The organism is Klebsiella sp. 7-CIP_Kleb. (assembly GCF_050378655.1).
Taxonomy (GTDB): Bacteria; Pseudomonadota; Gammaproteobacteria; order Enterobacterales; family Enterobacteriaceae; genus Klebsiella; species Klebsiella quasipneumoniae.
Genome location: NZ_JBNRLJ010000006.1, coordinates 63,520 through 82,582 on the forward strand (window position 1 = coordinate 63,520; position 19,063 = coordinate 82,582).

A 19,063-nucleotide genomic window follows, 5' to 3' on the forward strand; every position below is an offset into this window, starting at 1 on the left:
GCCTTCCTTTAGCGTTTCGCCTGCCAGATACGTTGCTGATAATCGCGGATCGAGCGGTCGGAGCTGAACATGCCGCAGCGCGCGGTGTTGAGAATTGTCGCGCGGGTCCAGGCCTCCTGGTCGCGATACAGCTCATCTACCCGTTTTTGCGCCGCCACGTAGGCTTCGAAATCGGCCAACACCAGATACGGGTCGCCGCCCTGCTGCAGGCTGTGCAGCATCTGGTCGAAGGCATGCTTGTCGCCGTTGCTATAGGTGCCGTTCTCCAGCTCCTTAAGCACCGCATCAAGCAGTTTGTCTTTTTTACGCCATTTCAGCGGATCGTAGCCTTTCGCTTTCAGGGCTTTCACTTCTTCTACCGTGTGGCCGAAGATAAAGATGTTCTCTTCACCGACCTGCTCGGCGATTTCCACGTTGGCGCCATCCAGCGTCCCGACGGTCAGCGCGCCATTCAGCGCCAGTTTCATGTTGCCGGTGCCAGAGGCTTCTTTGCCCGCGGTGGAGATCTGCTCGGAGATATCTGCCGCCGGGATCAGTTTTTCCGCAGCCGAAACACAGTAGTCCGGCAGGAAGACCACTTTCAGCTTATCGCCGACTTTCGGGTCGTTGTTGATCGCTTCCGCTACCTTGTTGATGGCGAAAATAATGTTCTTCGCCAGATAGTAGCCCGGCGCCGCTTTCGCGCCGAACAGGAAGACGCGCGGTACGCGATCGGCCTGCGGGTTTTCGCGGATCTCTTTGTACAGCGCAAGGATATGCAGCAGGTTGAGGTGCTGACGCTTGTACTCGTGCAGACGTTTGATCTGAATGTCGAAAATCGCCTGCGGGTTGATCTCAATCCCGGTACGCTGCTTCACAAACTCGGCCAGATGAACTTTGTTGGCCTGCTTAATATCGCGATAGGTCTGACGGAATGCCGCATCGTCAGCGTATTTTTCCAGATTGATCAGCTGGTCAAGGTCATTGGCCCACTCTTTTTTCAGCGTCTCATCCAGCAGCGTGGCCAGCGCCGGGTTGCACTGCTTGATCCAGCGGCGCGGCGTGATGCCGTTGGTCACGTTATGGAATTTGTTCGGCCACAGCTGGTTATATTCCGGGAACAGATCTTTCACCACCAGGTCCGAGTGCAGCGCCGCTACGCCGTTGACGGCAAAACCGCCCACCACGCACATATTGGCCATCCGCACCTGCTTGTTATGCACCACCGCCAGTTTCGCCCAGACCTGCTTATCGCCCGGCCAGGTTTTGTCCACCAGCAGTTTAAAGCGGTCGTTAATCTCTTTAATGATCTGCATATGGCGCGGCAGCAGCGCTTTCACCAGCTTCTCATCCCAGCACTCCAGCGCTTCCGGCATCAGGGTATGGTTGGTGTAAGCAAAGGTTTTACTGGTGATCGCCCAGGCGTCATCCCAGCTCAGCTGGTGCTCGTCGATCAGCACGCGCAGCAGCTCCGGGATGGCGATGGTCGGGTGCGTATCGTTCAGCTGGATCACTTCGTAATCCGCCAGCTCGGCCAGCTTGCGGCCTGCCAGATGATGACGACGCAGGATATCGGCCACTGAGCAAGCGCACTGGAAGTACTGCTGCATCAGGCGCAGTTTTTTACCGGCCTGATGGTTGTCGTTCGGGTACAGCACCTTGGTCAGTTTTTCCGCGTCGATGCCCTGCTGCTCGGCGCGCAGGAAATCGCCGTCGTTGAATTTGGTCAGGTTAAACGGATGAGCATGTTTGGCCTGCCACAGACGCAGCGGCTGGGCGACGTTGTTGCGATAGCCTAGCACCGGCAGGTCCCAGGCTTCGCCGGTAATGACGAACGCCGGCTGCCACTCGCCGTTTTTACTGACTTTGCCGCCGATACCGACCTGGACATCCAGCGCGTCGTTATGGCGGAACCACGGGTAGCTGCTGCGGCCCCAGTCGTCCGGAGCTTCCTTCTGCTGGCCGTCGTCAAAGGACTGGCGGAACAGACCATACTGGTAATTGAGGCCGTAACCGGTCGCCGACTGCCCCACGGTCGCCATGGAGTCGAGGAAGCAGGCTGCCAGACGGCCCAGGCCGCCGTTACCCAGCGCCGGGTCGGTCTCTTCTTCCAGCAGATCGGTGAGGTTGACGTCATAGCCTTTCAGCGCGTCGCTCACGCCCTCGTACCAGCCCAGGTTGAGCAGGTTGTTGCCGGTCAGGCGGCCAATCAGAAACTCCATCGAGATGTAGTTAACGTGACGCTGTCCTTGCGCTGGTTTTGCCACCGGCTGCGCCGACAGAAGTTCCGCCAGCGCTCCGCTGACGGCGCGCCACCATTGACGCTGCGTCATCTCGGAAGCGGACTGTAAACCAAAACGCTGCCACTGACGCGTCAGTGCAGCCTGAAACTGAGCTTTGTTAAATGAAGTCTGTGACATAATGAGATCCGGGTCCTTTACTAAAACGATGGCGCTAGTGTGCCGACCTCCCGATTCATCGTCCTCATCCCGACGGGGATTAGACAGGGAGGAGTGCCGGGGATGAGCGAAAAGTGTGATCCTGACCACTATAGTGTGGGTGAGAAGGCCAAAATATGCTGTAAAAATCACCGCAGTATGACAGTCGAGATGCCATTTCAGCCGACCAAAAATTTGTTACAGGCCAATACGCGGCAAAAATTTTCCCGCCCTTCGCAGGGTTATTAAAAAAATAAATAGAGACCTCCGGGAAAATAAGCACATTTCATCACATTAACCCGCAAAAAAGATTACTTCTAAGAAATCACTGACAATAATTTAATAAAAACAAACAACTACTTCAGACATAAAATTAATCTCTCCCCGCTCCGCTCACCACCGGCTAAAAACCGCTGACGACGAGTCCTGCCTGCGATTTTTCCCCATTCGCAACCAATGTCGAAATTTGTGACATAGAGCAAATTCAAGAGCATAAACTTCGGACATAACTTGCAATAAATTTCATAATCACCGACCTTATTAGATATTAATTACGAAGCGCAAAAAAAATCGCAACCTCTCTCTTGCACAGCGAAATGTAGAACTATGTTGATTCCGTCCAAATTAAGTCGTCCGGTCCGCCTTGAACACACCGTGGTTCGTGAGCGTTTACTGGCGAAACTTTCCGGCGCGAACAATTATCGTCTCGTGCTGATCACCAGTCCTGCCGGGTACGGTAAAACAACGCTCATTTCTCAGTGGGCCGCAGGTAAAAACGATCTTGGGTGGTTTTCGCTGGACGAAGGCGACAACCAGCAGGAGCGTTTTGCCAGTTATCTGATCGCGGCGATCCAGCAGGCCACCGGCAACCACTGCGCGGCCAGTGAAGCGATGGTGCAAAAGCGCCAGTACGCCAGCCTCTCCTCTCTTTTTGCACAGCTGTTTATTGAACTCGCCGACTGGCAGCGCCCGCTGTACCTCGTCATTGATGATTACCATCTGATCAATAATCCGGTGATCCATGACGCGATGCGCTTTTTCCTCCGCCATCAGCCGGAGAATATGACCCTCGTGGTCCTGTCGCGGAACCTGCCGCAGCTGGGGATTGCCAACCTGCGCGTCCGCGATCAGCTGCTGGAGATTGGCAGCCAGCAGCTGGCCTTTACCCACCAGGAAGCGAAACAATTTTTCGACTGCCGTCTGACGTCGCCTATCGAAGCCGACGACAGCAGCCGGCTGTGCGACGACGTCGCCGGGTGGGCCACCGCGCTGCAGCTCATCGCCCTCTCCGCCCGCCAGAATAACTCCTCCGCCCAACACTCCGCCCGCCGACTCGCCGGGATTAACGCCAGCCATCTGTCGGATTATCTGGTGGATGAAGTGCTGGATAACGTCGACGCCCGCACGCGCAACTTTTTGCTGAAGAGTTCGCTGCTGCGCTCAATGAACGACGCGTTAATCGTTCGCGTCACCGGCGAAGAGAATGGCCAGATGCAGCTGGAGGAGATCGAACGTCAGGGGCTGTTCCTGCAGCGGATGGATGATTCCGGCGAATGGTTCCGCTATCACCCGCTGTTTGGCAGTTTCCTGCGCCAGCGCTGTCAGTGGGAGCTGGCGGTTGAACTGCCGGAGATCCACCGCGCCGCGGCGGAAAGCTGGATGGCGCAAGGCTTCCCCAGCGAGGCTATCCACCATGCGCTGGCGGCCGGCGATGCCAAAATGCTGCGCGATATCTTGCTCAATCACGCCTGGGGCATGTTTAACCATAGCGAACTGGGCCTGCTGGAGCAGTCGCTGTCGGCGCTGCCCTGGTCAAATCTGCTGGAAAATCCGCGCCTGATCCTGCTGCAGGCCTGGCTGATGCAGAGCCAGCATCGCTACAGCGAAGTCAACACCCTGCTGGCGCGCGCCGAGCAGGAGATGAGCGTCGAAATGGATACCGCGATGCATGGCGATTTCAACGCCCTGCGCGCGCAGGTGGCGATTAACGACGGCGACCAGGACGAGGCGGAACGTCTGTCGATGGTGGCCCTGGAAGAGCTGCCGCTGGCCAACTATTACAGCCGCATCGTCGCCACCTCGGTACATGGCGAAGTCCTCCACTGTAAGGGTAAACTGACCAAATCTCTCGCCGTGATGCAGCAGACCGAACAGATGGCCCGCCGTCACGACGTGTGGCATTACGCCCTGTGGAGCATCATTCAGCAAAGCGAAATTCTGTTCGCCCAGGGCTTCCTGCAGGCCGCCTGGGAGAGCCAGGAGAAAGCCTTCCAGCTGGTACGCGAACAGCATCTTGAGCAGCTGCCGATGCATGAGTTCCTGTTGCGCATCCGCTCTCAGCTGCTGTGGGCATGGGCGCGCCTCGACGAAGCTGAAGCCTGCGCCCGTCAGGGGATGGAGGTCCTCTCAACTTATCAACCACAGCAGCAGCTACAGTGCCTGGCGCTCATGGTGCAATGCTCGCTGGCGCGCGGCGATCTGGATAATGCCCGCAGCCACCTGAACCGACTGGAGAACCTGCTCGGTAATGGTCACTATCACAGCGACTGGGTCTCCAACGCCGACAAGGTGCGGGTGATCTACTGGCAGATGACCGGCGATAAAACCGCGGCGGCCAACTGGCTGCGCCAGACGCCGAAGCCGGAATTCGCCAATAACCACTTCCTGCAGAGCCAATGGCGCAATATTGCCCGCGCGCAGATCCTGCTGGGCGATTTCGAACCCGCGGAAATGGTGCTGGAAGAGCTGAACGAAAATGCGCGTTCGCTGCGTTTGATGAGCGATCTCAACCGCAACCTGCTGCTGCTCAACCAGCTGTACTGGCAGGCAGGACGCAAGAGCGAAGCGCAGAAAGCCCTGCTGGAAGCCCTGACGCTCGCCAACCGCACCGGCTTTATCAACCACTTTGTGATTGAGGGCGAGGCGATGGCCCAGCAGCTGCGCCAGCTGATCCAGCTGAACACCCTGCCGGAGCTGGAGCAACACCGCGCCCAGCGTATTCTGCGCGACATTAACCAACATCATCGCCACAAATTCGCCCACTTTGACGAAGGGTTCGTCGAGCGGCTGCTGAATCACCCGGAGGTGCCGGAGCTTATCCGCACCAGCCCGCTGACCCAGCGCGAATGGCAGGTGCTTGGCTTAATCTATTCCGGCTACAGCAACGAGCAGATTGCCGGCGAGCTTGACGTGGCGGCCACCACCATCAAGACCCACATTCGCAATCTGTATCAGAAACTGGGCGTCGCCCACCGTCAGGACGCGGTGCAGCATGCCCAGCAGTTGCTTAAGATGATGGGATACGGCGTCTGACGACGCCGTTGCCGTTTAGCACAGCTCGAGCTGGAGGTTGTTATCGGTAATGACCTTCAGCACGCCCGCCGGGGGCAGCACGTCGGTATAGACCGCATCGACCATGCTGATGCTTCCCATGTTGACCATCGCGTTACGGCCAAACTTAGTATGGTCCACCACCAGCATCACGTGGCGTGAATTCTCAATGATCGCGCGCTTGGTGCGCACTTCATGATAATCAAACTCCAGCAGCGAGCCATCGCTGTCGACGCCGCTGATGCCGAGAATGCCGAAGTCGAGACGGAACTGCGAGATAAAATCGAGGGTAGCTTCTCCGATGATCCCGCCGTCGCGGCTGCGCAGTTCGCCGCCGGCAAGAATAATGCGGAAGTCCTCTTTCACCATCAGCGTGTTGGCGACGTTAAGGTTATTGGTCACAATCCGCAGATCGTTGTGATCGAGCAGGGCGTGCGCCACCGCTTCCGGCGTGGTGCCGATATCGATAAACAGCGTCGCCCCGTCCGGGATCTCGCTGGCCACCCGCCGGGCGATACGCTCTTTCTCCGCCGTCTGGGTCGCTTTGCGATCGTGCCAGGAGGTGTTCACCGAGCTGGAGGGCAGCGCCGCGCCGCCGTGGTGGCGGAGGATCATTTTCTGTTCGGCTAAATCGTTCAGGTCGCGGCGGATGGTCTGCGGGCTGACCGCAAACTGCTCAACCAGCTCTTCCGTGCTGACGTAACCCTGTTTTTTTACCAGCTCGATAATGGCGTCATGACGTTGTGTTTGTTTCATGAAATATCCCTGGAAAAATGTCGCCTACCCGACCCCTGTCGGTAAGTCTTTATGCGCGTTTTCGCCCATGCAAGGTATCGACAAACGCCATCGCCAGACCGGTCGCCAGACCAGCCACGTGCGCGCCGTTGGCGATCGCCATGCCGAAAACATCAAACCAGCCAGCAATTAACCACACTAAAGAGAAGAGTATTAACCCGCGCTGCAGATAAATACCGCTCTGCGGATCGCGCTCGCCCCGCAGCCAGACATAGCCCATCAGCGCGTAGACCACGCCCGACAGGCCGCCAAACCACGGGCCGCTAAACTGGTGCTGCACAAAGCCGCTCAGTAGGGCGCTGATGACGGTGATCACCACCAGCTTGCCGCTGCCGATGCGCTTTTCCACCGCGCCGCCGAGATACCACCACCATAGCAGGTTGAAGAGAATATGCATCAGCGAGAAATGCATGAAAGCATGGCTGAAATAGCGCCAGGCTTCGAACTGCAGCGAAGGATCGTAGGGCCAGGCCAGCCAAATCATCACCGGCTGATCGCCCAGCAGATTTTGCAGGATGAACACCGCGATGCAGATTAGCAGAATCGCCCAGGTGAACGGGCCGGCGTTATGCCGCAGCGTGGCAAAGAAAGGAAAGCGCTGATAGCGCAACCCGCTATTGGTCTGTCCGGACTGCCAGCTCGCCGCCAGATAGCGCGGGTCCGCCGGGTTTTCGAGAAAACGCGCCAGCTCAGCCCTGACGCGCCCGGCCTGGCTCTCATCAGCCAGCCAGACATCGCTCTGGGTGTGCTGCTGGATAGTCAGGATAATCCCCTGCGTCGCCATATAATCGACAAACGCCTGGGCCACGCGCGGGTTGGCAAAAGAGGTAATCATTAACATGCAGCGAATCGCTTATTCCACACAAAGGGAGATAGTATACCTGCCAGTCGTTAAAACGTCCCGTGCGCCACTTCCGCCGGGAAATGGCGATGCCAGGCGTCGAACCCGCCGTCAACGCTGTAGACCTTATCAAACCCCTGCTGCAGCAGATACTGCGCGGCGCCCTTGCTGCTGTTGCCGTGATAGCACATCACCATCACCGCCGTGTCAAAGTCGTGGTCACGCATAAACGCGCCCAGCGTATCGTTGGTCAGATGAAACGCGCCCGGCGTATGGCCCATCGCATAGCTTTGCGGATCGCGGATATCGACCAAAACCGCCGTCTGCTGATGCAGTTTCTGGTGCGCTTCTTCAACGTTGATACATTCAAACTGTTCCATGGTTCTCTTCTCTTTCTCGTCATGACGGGCGATGGCCGGCCCAATTTTACCCTGTAGTGTACCGTCAGGCGGTAAAGAAACGCCAATATGTTACACCCATCACTCCAAAATGTTTTTTTGATGTTACCAAAAGCGCGTTTGTTTGCTATAGTGAGCGATATCGAGCATTTGTGAGCTTAAACGAAAGTGTGAGAGGGTAAGAACGTGGAAACCAAAGATCTGATTGTGATAGGCGGAGGCATCAACGGTGCCGGTATCGCGGCAGATGCCGCCGGGCGTGGTTTATCCGTACTGATGCTGGAAGCGCGCGATCTCGCCTGCGCCACCTCCAGCGCCAGTTCCAAACTGATCCACGGCGGGCTACGCTACCTCGAACACTATGAGTTCCGCCTGGTCAGCGAAGCGCTGGCCGAACGCGAAGTGCTGTTAAAAATGGCCCCGCATATCGCCTTCCCGATGCGCTTTCGTCTCCCGCATCGCCCGCATCTGCGTCCGGCATGGATGATCCGTATCGGCTTATTTATGTACGATCATCTGGGCAAACGCACCAGCCTGCCGGGATCCACCGGCTTGCGTTTTGGCGCAGAGTCGGTACTTAAGCCGGAAATTGTGCGCGGTTTCGAATATTCCGACTGCTGGGTCGACGATGCCCGCCTGGTGCTGGCCAACGCGCAGATGGTCGTCCGCAAAGGCGGCGAAGTACGCACCCGCACTCGCGCCATCTCGGCAAAACGAGAGAATGGCCTGTGGGTGGTGGAAGCGGAAGATATTGATAGCGGCGAGAAGTTTACCTGGAAGGCGCGCGGTCTGGTTAATGCCACCGGTCCATGGGTCAAACAGTTCTTCGACGAAGGGATGCATCTGCGCTCGCCTTACGGTATCCGCCTGATTAAGGGCAGCCACATCGTGGTGCCGCGGGTACATACCCAGAAGCAGGCCTACATTCTGCAAAACGAAGATAAACGTATTGTGTTTGTTATCCCGTGGATGGATGAGTTCTCCATCATCGGCACGACGGACGTCGAGTATAAGGGCGATCCGAAAGCGGTGGCCATTGATGATAAAGAGATTAACTACCTGCTGAACGTCTATAACGCGCACTTTAAAAAGACCCTCAGCCGGGACGATATCGTCTGGACCTACTCCGGCGTCCGTCCGCTGTGCGACGACGAGTCGGATTCGCCGCAGGCGATCACCCGCGACTACACGCTGGATATTCACGATGAGAACGGCCAGGCGCCGCTGCTCTCCGTCTTCGGCGGGAAGCTGACCACCTATCGCAAACTGGCCGAGCACGCGCTGGAAAAACTGACCCCGTATTACAAAGGGATCGGCCCGGCATGGACCAAAACCGCGGTGCTCCCCGGCGGCGATATCGGCGGCGACCGCGACGACTACGCGGCAAAACTGCGCCGTCGCTTCCCGTTCATCAGCGAATCACTGGCCCGCCATTATGCCCGCACCTACGGGAGCAACAGCGAGTGGATCCTGAAGGAAGCCAGCGCCCTGAGCGATCTGGGAGAAGATTTTGGCCATGAGTTTTATGAAGCCGAGCTGAAGTATCTGGTTGAGCATGAATGGGTGCGCAGCCTGGATGACGCCATCTGGCGCCGTACCAAACAGGGCATGTGGCTGAATGGCGAGCAGCAGGCGCGCATCAGCGAATGGCTGGCGCAGCATGCGGGAAAGTCTGAGCTGTCGTTAGCGTCGTAACGCTGCCCGGCGGAAACGCCTGAGGCCAGGTTCAACCGCAATAATGAAACAACGGGGCCAAATGGCCCCGATGTGTTGCGTTGACTGGCTTACAGCCTTACCGGGTCGATATGCCAGATATATTTCGCGTACTCCTGGATCGTCCGGTCGGAAGAGAAGTAGCCCATGTTGGCAATATTCAGCATCGCCTTATAGGCCCACTCTTCCGGATGTTGATACAGCTCGTCGACGCGATCCTGGCAGTCCACATAGCTGCGATAGTCCGCCAGCACCTGGTAGTGGTCGCCAAAGTTAATCAGCGAATCCAGCAGGTCGCGGTAGCGCCCCGGTTCCGACGGGCTGAAAACGCCGGTACCGATCTGCGTCAGCGCCTGGTGAAGCTCTTCATCCTGCTCGTAGTATTCGCGCGGTTTATAGCCGCTGCGACGCAGCTCCTCCACCTCTTCCGCGGTGTTACCGAAGATAAAGATATTCTCTTCGCCCACGTGCTCCTGCATCTCCACGTTCGCCCCGTCGAGGGTGCCGATAGTCAGCGCGCCGTTAAGGGCAAACTTCATATTACTGGTGCCGGAAGCTTCCGTGCCTGCGAGGGAGATCTGTTCCGACAGGTCTGCTGCCGGAATGATCAGCTGCGCCAGGCTGACGCTGTAGTTGGGGATAAAGACCACCTTCAGCTTGTCGCCAATCTGCGGATCGTTATTGATCACCGCTGCCACATCGTTGATCAGGTGAATAATATGCTTGGCCATGTAGTAGGCTGAAGCCGCCTTACCGGCGAAAATATTCACCCGCGGCACCCACTCGGCCTGCGGATCGGCTTTGATCCGGTTATAGCGGGTAATAACGTGCAGCACATTCATCAGCTGGCGTTTGTACTCGTGAATGCGTTTGATCTGCACATCAAACAGCGCCTTCGGATTCACCACCACATTGAGCTGCTGCGCAATATAGCTGGCCAGCCGCTGTTTGTTTTCCAGTTTAGCCTGACGCACCGCCTGGTTGACCGTCGGATAGTCGATATGCTGCTTCAGCTCGTCAAGCTGGCTCAGATCGGTCCGCCAGGTGCGGCCGATATGCTCATCCAGCACTTTCGACAGCGGCGGGTTGGCCAGCGCCAGCCAGCGGCGCGGCGTGACGCCGTTGGTCACGTTGGTAAAGCGCATCGGGAAAATTTTAGCGAATTCGGCAAACAGCGACTCCACCATCAACCGGGAATGGAGCTCCGACACCCCGTTGACTTTGTGGCTGACCACCACCGCCAGCCAGGCCATCCGCACGCGACGGCCGTTGGACTCGTCAATGATCGAGGTACGGCTGAGCAGCGCGGTATCGTTGGGATACTGCTCCTGCAGAGTCTTGAGAAAGTAGTCGTTAATCTCAAAGATAATCTGCAGATGGCGCGGGAGAATTTTACCCAGCATATCCACCGGCCAGGTCTCGAGCGCTTCGCTCATCAGGGTATGGTTAGTATAGGAGAAGACCTGGCAGGTCACCTCGAACGCCTCGTCCCAGCTGAATTTATGCTCATCGATAAGCAGGCGCATCAGCTCCGGTATCGATAGCACCGGGTGGGTATCATTCAGATGAATGGCAATCTTGTCCGCCAGGTTGTCATAGGTCTTATGCAACATGTAATGGCGGCTCAGGATATCCTGCACCGTGGCCGAGACGAGGAAATACTCCTGGCGCAGGCGCAGCTCGCGGCCGGAGTAGGTTGAGTCGTCCGGATAGAGCACGCGGGAGACGTTTTCGGAGTGGTTCTTATCCTCTACCGCGGCGAAATAGTCACCCTGGTTGAACTTACCGAGGTTTATTTCGCTACTGGCCTGTGCGCTCCACAGACGCAGCGTGTTGGTGGCGTCAGTGTCAAAGCCGGGGATAATCTGGTCGTAGGCTTCGGCGATGATCTCTTCCGTCTCAATCCAACGGGTTTTCTTCCCCTCCTGCTGAATGCGGCCGCCGAAGCGCACTTTATAGCGGGTATTGTGGCGCTCAAACTCCCACGGGTTACCGTACTCCAGCCAATAGTCAGGGGACTCTTTTTGCCGGCCATCGACGATATTCTGTTTAAACATCCCGTAGTCGTAGCGGATCCCATAGCCGCGTCCCGGCAGGCCTAGCGCCGCCAGGGAGTCAAGGAAGCAGGCCGCCAGGCGGCCCAGACCGCCGTTGCCAAGCCCGGGGTCGTTCTCTTCATCGATCAGCTCTTCGAGATCGAGCCCCATCTCCGCCAGCGCGCTGCTCACATCGTCATAGATGCCGAGCGACAGCAGGGCATTCGAGAGGGTACGGCCGATCAGGAACTCCATCGACAGATAGTATACCTGGCGCACTTCCTGCGAGAGCTGCGCGCGGTTGGAGCGCAACCAGCGCTCCACCATGCGATCGCGAACGGCAAACAGCGTGGCGTTAAGCCATTCATGCTTGTTGGCGATGGCCGGATCTTTGCCGATGATAAACATCAGCTTATAGGCAATAGAATGCTTTAACGCCTCAACGCTCAGCGTCGGTGATGCATAGCTAAAGGGTACATTCATAACAATGACTCCAGTGGTTACATCAAGCGTTGATAAAGTTCGCGATAGGAGTTCGCGGCAACCTGCCAGCTAAAATCCATATTCATCGCCTGACGCTGCACATAGCGCCAGAGCGACGGGCGCGACCAGAGGACAAAGGCGCGACGAATAGCGCGCAGCAATGACAGCGCATTGCTGTCCTCAAAGACAAAACCTGTCGCCAGACCATCGGCAAGGTTCTCCAGCGAACTGTCTGAGACCGTGTCCGCCAGACCGCCGGTGCGGCGCACCAGCGGCAGCGTACCGTACTTCAGACCGTACAGCTGGGTCAGGCCGCAGGGTTCAAAGCGGCTCGGGACCAGAATGACGTCGGCGCCCCCCATAATGCGGTGGGAGAAGGCCTCATGGTAGCCAATCTGCACGCCCACTTTGCCTGGATGTTCGGCGGCGGCGGCGAGGAACCCTTCCTGCAGCACCGGATCGCCAGCGCCCAGCAGCGCCAGCTGGCCGCCCTGCTCAAGCAGGCCCGGCAGCGCTTCGAGCACCAGATCCAGCCCTTTCTGGCTGGTGAGACGGCTGACGACAGCAAACAGCGGCGCTTTATCATCGACCTTCAGGCCCATGGCGATCTGCAGCTGACGCTTGTTCTCCGCCTTCTCCTCCAGCGTGTCGCGATCGTAGCGCATCGGCAGCAGGAGGTCGTTTTGCGGGCTCCAGATACCGTCGTCAACGCCGTTGAGAATTCCCGACAGCCGTCCTTCATGATGGCGCTGACGCAGCAGCCCCTCCATGCCGTAGGCGTACTGCGGCTCGGTGATCTCGCGCGCGTAGGTCGGGCTCACCGCCGTAATATGATCGGCGTAGTAAAGACCGGCCTTCAGAAACGAGATCTGGCCGTTAAACTCGAGGCCATGCATGTTGTAAAACGACCACGGCAGTTCGATATCATTCATATGCCAGGAGTAAAACATCCCCTGGTACGCCAGGTTATGCACGGTAAAGACCGATTTAGCCGGGCGGCCGCGCGCCGCCAGGTAGGCCGGCGTCAGGCCGGCGTGCCAGTCGTGGGCATGGACCACATCCGGACGCCAGAATGGATCCAGTCCGCTGGCCATTTCGCTTCCCACCCAGCCAAGCAGCGCAAAGCGCAGAACGTTGTCGGTATAAGCGTGCTGGTTGGTATCGTGGTAAGGGCTCCCCGGCCGGTCATAGAGATGCGGGGCGTCTATCAGATAGATCCCCACGCCGTTAAAGTGGCCGTACAGCAGCGTGATCCGCCCGGCGAACGTATCCCGGCGGGTCACCACCTGGGCATCCACCACGCCGCGGCGGATATCAGGAAACGCCGGCAACAGCACGCGCGTATCGATACCCTCCGCGATTTGCGCCGCCGGCAGCGCGCCGATGACGTCCGCCAGACCGCCCGTCTTTAACAGCGGGAACATCTCAGAACATACATGTAAGACCTGCATTAGCGCTCCTGTTTGTGCCCCAATTTCCGCAGCATGTCGCGGGTCACCAGCACGATACCTTCCTCTGAGCGATAGAAGCGGCGTGCATCCTCTTCCGCGTTCTCACCAATCACCATACCTTCCGGGATGACGCAGGCGCGGTCAATCACGCAGCGACGCAGGCGGCATGAGCGCCCCACCCAGACATCTGGCAACAAGACTGCCGAATCAATGTTACAGAATGAGTTCACCCGCACGCGCGGGAACAGCACCGACTGCACCACCACCGACCCGGAGATAATGCACCCCCCGGAAACCAGCGAGTTCAGGGTCATGCCGTGGCTACCGGAGCGGTCCTGCACGAACTTCGCCGGCGGCAGCGATTCCATATGGGTACGGATCGGCCAGTTCTGGTCGTACATATCCAGCTCCGGCGTGACTGACGCCAGATCGAGGTTGGCCTTCCAGTAGGCTTCCAGCGTCCCCACGTCGCGCCAGTACGGCTCGGCGTTCGGGTCGGACTGCACGCAGGAGAGCGGGAAAGGATGTGCATAAGCCATGCCAGCTTCAGTGATCTTCGGAATGATGTCTTTGCCGAAATCATGGCTGGAGTTCTCGTTGCGATCGTCTTCTTCCAGCAGCTCATAAAGATAGGCGGCGTCAAAGACATAAATGCCCATGCTGGCCAGCGATTTGGTCGGGTCGGTCGGCATCGCCGGCGGGTTGGCGGGTTTCTCGACAAACTCAATGATCTTTTCGTTTTCGTCGACCGCCATGACGCCGAAGGCGGATGCCTCTTCAATGGGCACCGGCATGCAGGCCACGGTGCAACGCGCCCCTTTTTCGACATGGTCGATCAGCATGCGCGAGTAGTCTTGCTTATAAATATGGTCGCCCGCGAGGATCACCACGTACTCGGCCTTGTAGCGGCTGATGATATCCAGGTTCTGCGTCACCGCGTCCGCCGTGCCGCGATACCAGTTTTCGCCGTGTACGCGCTGTTGAGCCGGCAGCAGATCGACAAACTCGTTCATCTCTTCGCTGAAGAAAGACCAGCCGCGCTGGATGTGCTGCACCAGCGTATGCGACTGATACTGGGTAATAACGCCGATGCGGCGGATCCCTGAGTTAATGCAGTTAGATAATGCGAAATCGATAATACGGAACTTGCCGCCGAAGTGAACGGCAGGTTTCGCACGCTTAATGGTGAGATCCTTAAGCCGGGTGCCACGGCCGCCCGCGAGGATCAACGCCACGGATTTGATGGGTAATTGACGCGCCAGCATCAGCGGATCGTTTTTTTCAAGCCTAACCATGATTAACTCCTTTTTACACCCCCGCTTTCCTGCTCATCCCGCCGCGCCGCCGCCACGGGTTTACCGGAAGCTTCAGGGCTTACGACCTTTGAAATACGCACACTCCGTGCGCGGGCCCATGCCAGACAGCCATGATGACCGGATTATCCTCTCCGGCGAATGGAGGAACGGCGCGCCATTCCCCCTCGGGTAAAACCATATCGACCACCTCTGCGGTGGCGTTCAGCGTGAGCAGCCAGCGATCCGACAACTGGATTTGCATACACGCTGCCCCCTGCTGCCACTCCCCGGCAGTCAGCGGCTGGGCATTGCGATTAAGCCAACGGACGCTGCCATCCCCCTCCTGCCACCAGCGGTTGCGGGTGAGCGCCGGAATGCGCCGGCGCAGGTGGATCAGCGCCGCGGTAAAGGCGGTTAATCCCGGGTTCGCCTGGCGCCAGTCCAGCCACGTCAGGGCATTGTCCTGGCAGTAAGCATTATTGTTGCCGTGCTGGCTGTGGCCTTGCTCATCGCCCGCCAGCAGCATCGGCGTCCCCTGAGCCAGCAGCAGCGTCGTCAGCAGCGCATGCACGCTGGCGCGTCGCCGTTCAATCACCGCAAAATTAGCTTCTAATCCTTCTATACCATGATTGTTGCTGTAGTTATTGTTAGTCCCATCGCGATTCTCCTCCCCGTTTGCCTCATTGTGTTTCTGATTGAAACAAACGCAGTCGCGCAGCGTGAAGCCATCGTGAGCCGTCACCAGGTTGACCGTCGCCGATGGCGGCTTGCCATCACGGGCAAAGAGATCGCTGGAGGCCGCGAAGCGTTGCGCGAAATCCCCCAGGGAGACGTTTTGCTGCAGCCAGAAGCGGCGGGCGCTATCGCGAAAATGGTCGTTCCACTCGGCGAACAGCGGGGGAAAATTGCCCACCTGGTAGCCCCCCGGGCCGATATCCCAGGGTTCGGCGATCAGTTTCACCTGCGACAGCACGCTGTCGTGGCGGATAGCCTCGAACAGTGGCGCATCCTGGCGGAATTCCGGTGTCCGCCCCATCACTGAGGCGAGATCGAAGCGAAAACCGTCGACATGGCACTCATCCACCCAGAAGCGCAAACACTGGCGCGCCAGTTCCACTACCCCCGGGTGGCTGAGATTGAGCGTATTCCCGCACCCGGTCCAGTTGTGATAATCGCCATCTTCCCTTACCCAATAATAGCTACGGTTGTCGATTCCGCGCAGGGAGACGGTGGGACCTTCAAGATCGATTTCCGCGCTATGGTTGAGCACGATATCCAGAATCACTTCGATACCGGCGGCGTGCAGCGCCTTAACCGCATCGCGAAACTCATCCAGGGCGCGCGTCGGGTCGCTGGCATAGCGCGGATCCAGCGCGAACCATGCCAGTGGGTTGTAGCCCCAGTAGTTGCTCAACCCCATCCGCTGCAGTCGCGGCTCGCTGGCGAACTGCGCCACCGGCAACAGCTCAAGGGCGCTAATGCCCAGCGATTTGAAGTAAGCGATCATTACCGGGTGGCCCAGCGCCTTATAAGTTCCGCGAATAGCTTCCGGCAGCTGCGGATTAAGCAGGGTGAGCCCTTTCACGTGCGCCTCATAAATCACCGTTTCCCCCCACGGGGTACGCGGCGGTTGATCGCCCAGCCAGTCGTAATGCAGATCCACGACCTGCGATTTTGGCGCTATCGCGGCGCTGTCGCGATGATCCGGCTGCCACATTCCGCCGTGCAGGCGTTCGTCGTCCGGCAGCTCGCCTTCCACCCGGTGCGCGCAGGGATCGAGCAGCAGCTTGGCCGGGTTAAAGCGGTGTCCCTGCGCCGGATCCCAGGGACCATGCACCCGGTAGCCGTAGCGCAGGCCCGGCCCGACGGCAGCCAGCCAGCCGTGCCAGATGTCGCCGCTGCGCGCCGGGAGATCGAAGCGTTGCTCGTTGCCCTGCTCGTCGAACACGCACAGCTCCACCCGCTCAGCGTGGGCGGAGAAGAGGGCGAAGTTCACCCCTTTGCCGTCATAGCTGGCGCCCAACGGCGCAGGTTTGCCTGCCGCGAGGGTGGTCATTGCGCCTCCCGGACCAGCCAGATCGTCGCCAGCGGCGGCAGGGTCAGGGACAGCGAATGTTCGCGACCGTGGCTGGGGATAGCATCGCTTTCCACCACGCCGCCGTTGCCCTGGTTGCTGCCGTGATAGTGCATTGAGTCGGTATTCAACGCCTCGCGCCAGCGGCCCGGCTGGTTGATGCCGAAGCGGTAGTCGTGGCGCGGTACCGGCGTGAAGTTGCTGGCGACGATAATCTCGTTCCCAGCCCGGTCGCGGCGCACAAAGACAAACACCGAGCGCTCATGGTCGTCGACCACCAGCCATTCGAAGCCGTACGGGTCGAAATCCAGCTCGTGCAGCGCCTTATGGTGGCGATAGGTATGGTTCAGGTCGCGCACCAGCCGCTGGACGCCGTGGTGCCAGTTGTCACCGCCCTCCAGCAAGTGCCAGTCGAGGCTAGTGTCATGGTTCCACTCGCGGCCCTGAGCAAACTCATTGCCCATAAACAGCAGCTTTTTCCCCGGGAAGGCGAACAGCCAGCCGTAGTAGGCGCGCAGGTTAGCGAACTTCTGCCAGGCGTCCCCCGGCATGCGGTCGAGAATCGATTTTTTGCCGTGCACCACTTCATCGTGGGAGAGCGGCAGCACAAAGTTCTCGGTGTAGTTGTAGAGCATGCCGAAGGTCATTTTGTCGTGATGGTAGCGGCGATGCACCGGATCGAGCTTCATGTAATCCAGGGTGTCATGCATCCAGCCGAGGTTCCATTTGAACCAGAAACCGAGGCCGCCGCCGGCTGGCGGACGGGTTACCCCGGCGAAATCGGTGGACTCTTCCGCCATGGTGACCGCGCCCGGCGTCTGTTCGCCAAGGATGCGGTTGGTGTTGCGCAGAAACTCAATGGCTTCCAGATTTTCCCGGCCGCCGTATTCGTTAGGGATCCACTCCCCCGCCTTGCGGCTGTAGTCGCGATAGATCATCGAGGCCACCGCGTCGACGCGCAGCGCATCGATGCCGAAGCGTTCGATCCAGTACAGCGCGTTACCCACCAGGTAGTTGCTGACTTCCCGACGTCCGTAGTTGTAGATCAGGGTATTCCAGTCCTGGTGATATCCCTCGCGCGGATCGCTGTGCTCATACAGCGAAGTGCCGTCAAACGAGGCAAGGGCAAAATCATCCGCCGGAAAGTGGCCGGGCACCCAGTCAAGAATGACGTTCAGCCCGGCGGCGTGCGCGGCGTTGATAAAGTAACGGAAATCGTCACGAGTGCCGAAACGGCGGGTCGGTGCATAGAGGCCGGTAGGTTGATAGCCCCAGCTGCCGTCGAACGGGTGTTCGTTAACCGGCAGCAGCTCGAGATGGGTGAAGCCCATCCATTTCGCGTAGGGGACCAGCTGGTCGGCCAGCTCGCGGTAGCTCAGCCAGAAATTATTGTCGGTATGGCGGCGCCAGGAGCCGAGATGCACTTCATAGATAGAGATCGGGGCATCAAACTGGTTCGCCGCTCTGCGGTCCGCCGGCTGTTCCACTTTGGGCGGCAGGTCGCAGATAAGCGAGGCGCTTTCCGGACGCATTTGCGACTCAAAGGCATAAGGATCGGCTTTGACCCGCAGGTGGCCGTGGGCGTCAATCAGTTCGAATTTATACAGCTGGCCATTGTGCGCGCCGGGAACGAACAGCTCCCAGATCCCGGACTCTTTGCGGAATCGCATCGGGTGGCGTCGGCCGTCCCAGTAGTTAAACTGCCCCACCACCGAGACACGGCGGGCGTTCGGCGCCCACACCGAGAAACGGGTGCCGGTAACGCCGTCCATGGTGGCGGCATGCGCGCCCAGCGTTTCGTAAGGGCGCAGGTGGGTCCCTTCCGACAGCAGCCAGACGTCAAGATCCTGCAGCAGCGGACCAAAGCGATAAGGGTCATCAATCAGATTCTGCTGTCCGTGCCAGGTGACGGCCAGCTGATAGCGAAAGGCGTTTTTACGCCGCGGCAGAACGCCGCTGAAAAAACCACGCGAGTCGAGGCATTCGAGCTTGCCGACTTTACGTCCGGTTTTTGGTTCAATAACCCACACATCGGTGGCATCGGGTAATAATGCGCGCACTTCCAGCCCGGCGTCGGTACGGTGCATGCCGAGCACGGAAAAAGGGTCCGCGAAATGACCGGCGATTAGCGCATTAATCACGTCTCTATCGATATGATTAGACATGCTTTCATCCTGTTGTAAGTGTCGCTCATTCCTGTAACTGGCGACTTTTTTGACCTGAACGGCGC

At 58.5% G+C, this 19,063-nt stretch carries 11 protein-coding genes; 2 read left to right on the top strand and 9 right to left on the bottom strand.

Features of this window, described 5'->3' with window-relative positions; genetic code table 11:
* Nucleotides 1-8: 8 nt before the first annotated feature.
* Nucleotides 9-2,399 (bottom strand): maltodextrin phosphorylase, encoded by a 2,391-nt coding sequence (malP, locus tag ACQUTI_RS19310; protein ID WP_114508488.1) that lies wholly within the window; start codon nucleotides 2,397-2,399, stop codon nucleotides 9-11.
* Nucleotides 2,400-3,023: 624 nt separating this feature from the next.
* Between malP and malT the strand changes: the two genes are divergently transcribed.
* On the top strand, nucleotides 3,024-5,729 hold the full coding sequence (gene malT / locus ACQUTI_RS19315; RefSeq protein ID WP_004202139.1) for an HTH-type transcriptional regulator MalT: 2,706 nt from the start codon (nucleotides 3,024-3,026) through the stop codon (nucleotides 5,727-5,729).
* A 15-nt stretch (nucleotides 5,730-5,744) separates the two neighbouring features.
* On the opposite strand, the gene ACQUTI_RS19320 is transcribed toward malT, so the two are convergent.
* Genes ACQUTI_RS19320 through glpE form a run of 3 tightly spaced genes read right to left on the bottom strand, consistent with a single transcriptional unit; the run spans nucleotide 5,745 to nucleotide 7,763 of the window.
* Nucleotides 5,745-6,503, bottom strand: coding sequence for a DeoR/GlpR family transcriptional regulator (locus ACQUTI_RS19320; RefSeq protein ID WP_002920548.1), 759 nt, complete (start codon nucleotides 6,501-6,503; stop codon nucleotides 5,745-5,747).
* A 49-nt stretch (nucleotides 6,504-6,552) separates the two neighbouring features.
* Nucleotides 6,553-7,383, bottom strand: a complete 831-nt coding sequence (gene glpG / locus ACQUTI_RS19325; protein ID WP_004151408.1) for a rhomboid family intramembrane serine protease GlpG — start codon at nucleotides 7,381-7,383, stop codon at nucleotides 6,553-6,555.
* A 50-nt stretch (nucleotides 7,384-7,433) separates the two neighbouring features.
* Nucleotides 7,434-7,763, bottom strand: a complete 330-nt coding sequence (glpE, locus tag ACQUTI_RS19330; RefSeq protein WP_004202138.1) for a thiosulfate sulfurtransferase GlpE — start codon at nucleotides 7,761-7,763, stop codon at nucleotides 7,434-7,436.
* Between the two features lie 204 nt (nucleotides 7,764-7,967).
* Here glpE and glpD point away from each other — a divergent pair, with 204 nt between their 5' ends.
* Nucleotides 7,968-9,476: a glycerol-3-phosphate dehydrogenase gene (gene glpD / locus ACQUTI_RS19335; RefSeq protein ID WP_004202136.1), complete on the top strand. Its 1,509-nt coding sequence runs from the start codon at nucleotides 7,968-7,970 to the stop codon at nucleotides 9,474-9,476.
* 89 nt (nucleotides 9,477-9,565) lie between these two features.
* Here the strand turns inward: glpD and glgP are convergent, their stop codons facing one another.
* From glgP to glgB, 5 genes are all read right to left on the bottom strand, one after another.
* Nucleotides 9,566-12,013 (bottom strand): glycogen phosphorylase, encoded by a 2,448-nt coding sequence (gene glgP / locus ACQUTI_RS19340; RefSeq protein ID WP_004202135.1) that lies wholly within the window; start codon nucleotides 12,011-12,013, stop codon nucleotides 9,566-9,568.
* Nucleotides 12,014-12,030: 17 nt separating this feature from the next.
* Nucleotides 12,031-13,464: a glycogen synthase GlgA gene (glgA, locus tag ACQUTI_RS19345; RefSeq protein WP_004202133.1), complete on the bottom strand. Its 1,434-nt coding sequence runs from the start codon at nucleotides 13,462-13,464 to the stop codon at nucleotides 12,031-12,033.
* Nucleotides 13,464-14,759, bottom strand: coding sequence for a glucose-1-phosphate adenylyltransferase (gene glgC, locus ACQUTI_RS19350; RefSeq protein ID WP_002920566.1), 1,296 nt, complete (start codon nucleotides 14,757-14,759; stop codon nucleotides 13,464-13,466). Before glgC ends, glgA begins: the two co-directional genes overlap by 1 nt.
* A 79-nt stretch (nucleotides 14,760-14,838) precedes the next feature.
* On the bottom strand, nucleotides 14,839-16,815 hold the full coding sequence (glgX, locus tag ACQUTI_RS19355; RefSeq protein ID WP_004202132.1) for a glycogen debranching protein GlgX: 1,977 nt from the start codon (nucleotides 16,813-16,815) through the stop codon (nucleotides 14,839-14,841).
* Nucleotides 16,812-18,998 carry a 1,4-alpha-glucan branching enzyme gene (glgB, locus tag ACQUTI_RS19360; RefSeq protein ID WP_004202131.1) on the bottom strand — a complete coding sequence of 729 codons (2,187 nt, stop codon included), beginning with the start codon at nucleotides 18,996-18,998 and terminating at the stop codon, nucleotides 16,812-16,814. Before glgB ends, glgX begins: the two co-directional genes overlap by 4 nt.
* Between the last annotated feature and the right edge of the window lie 65 nt (nucleotides 18,999-19,063).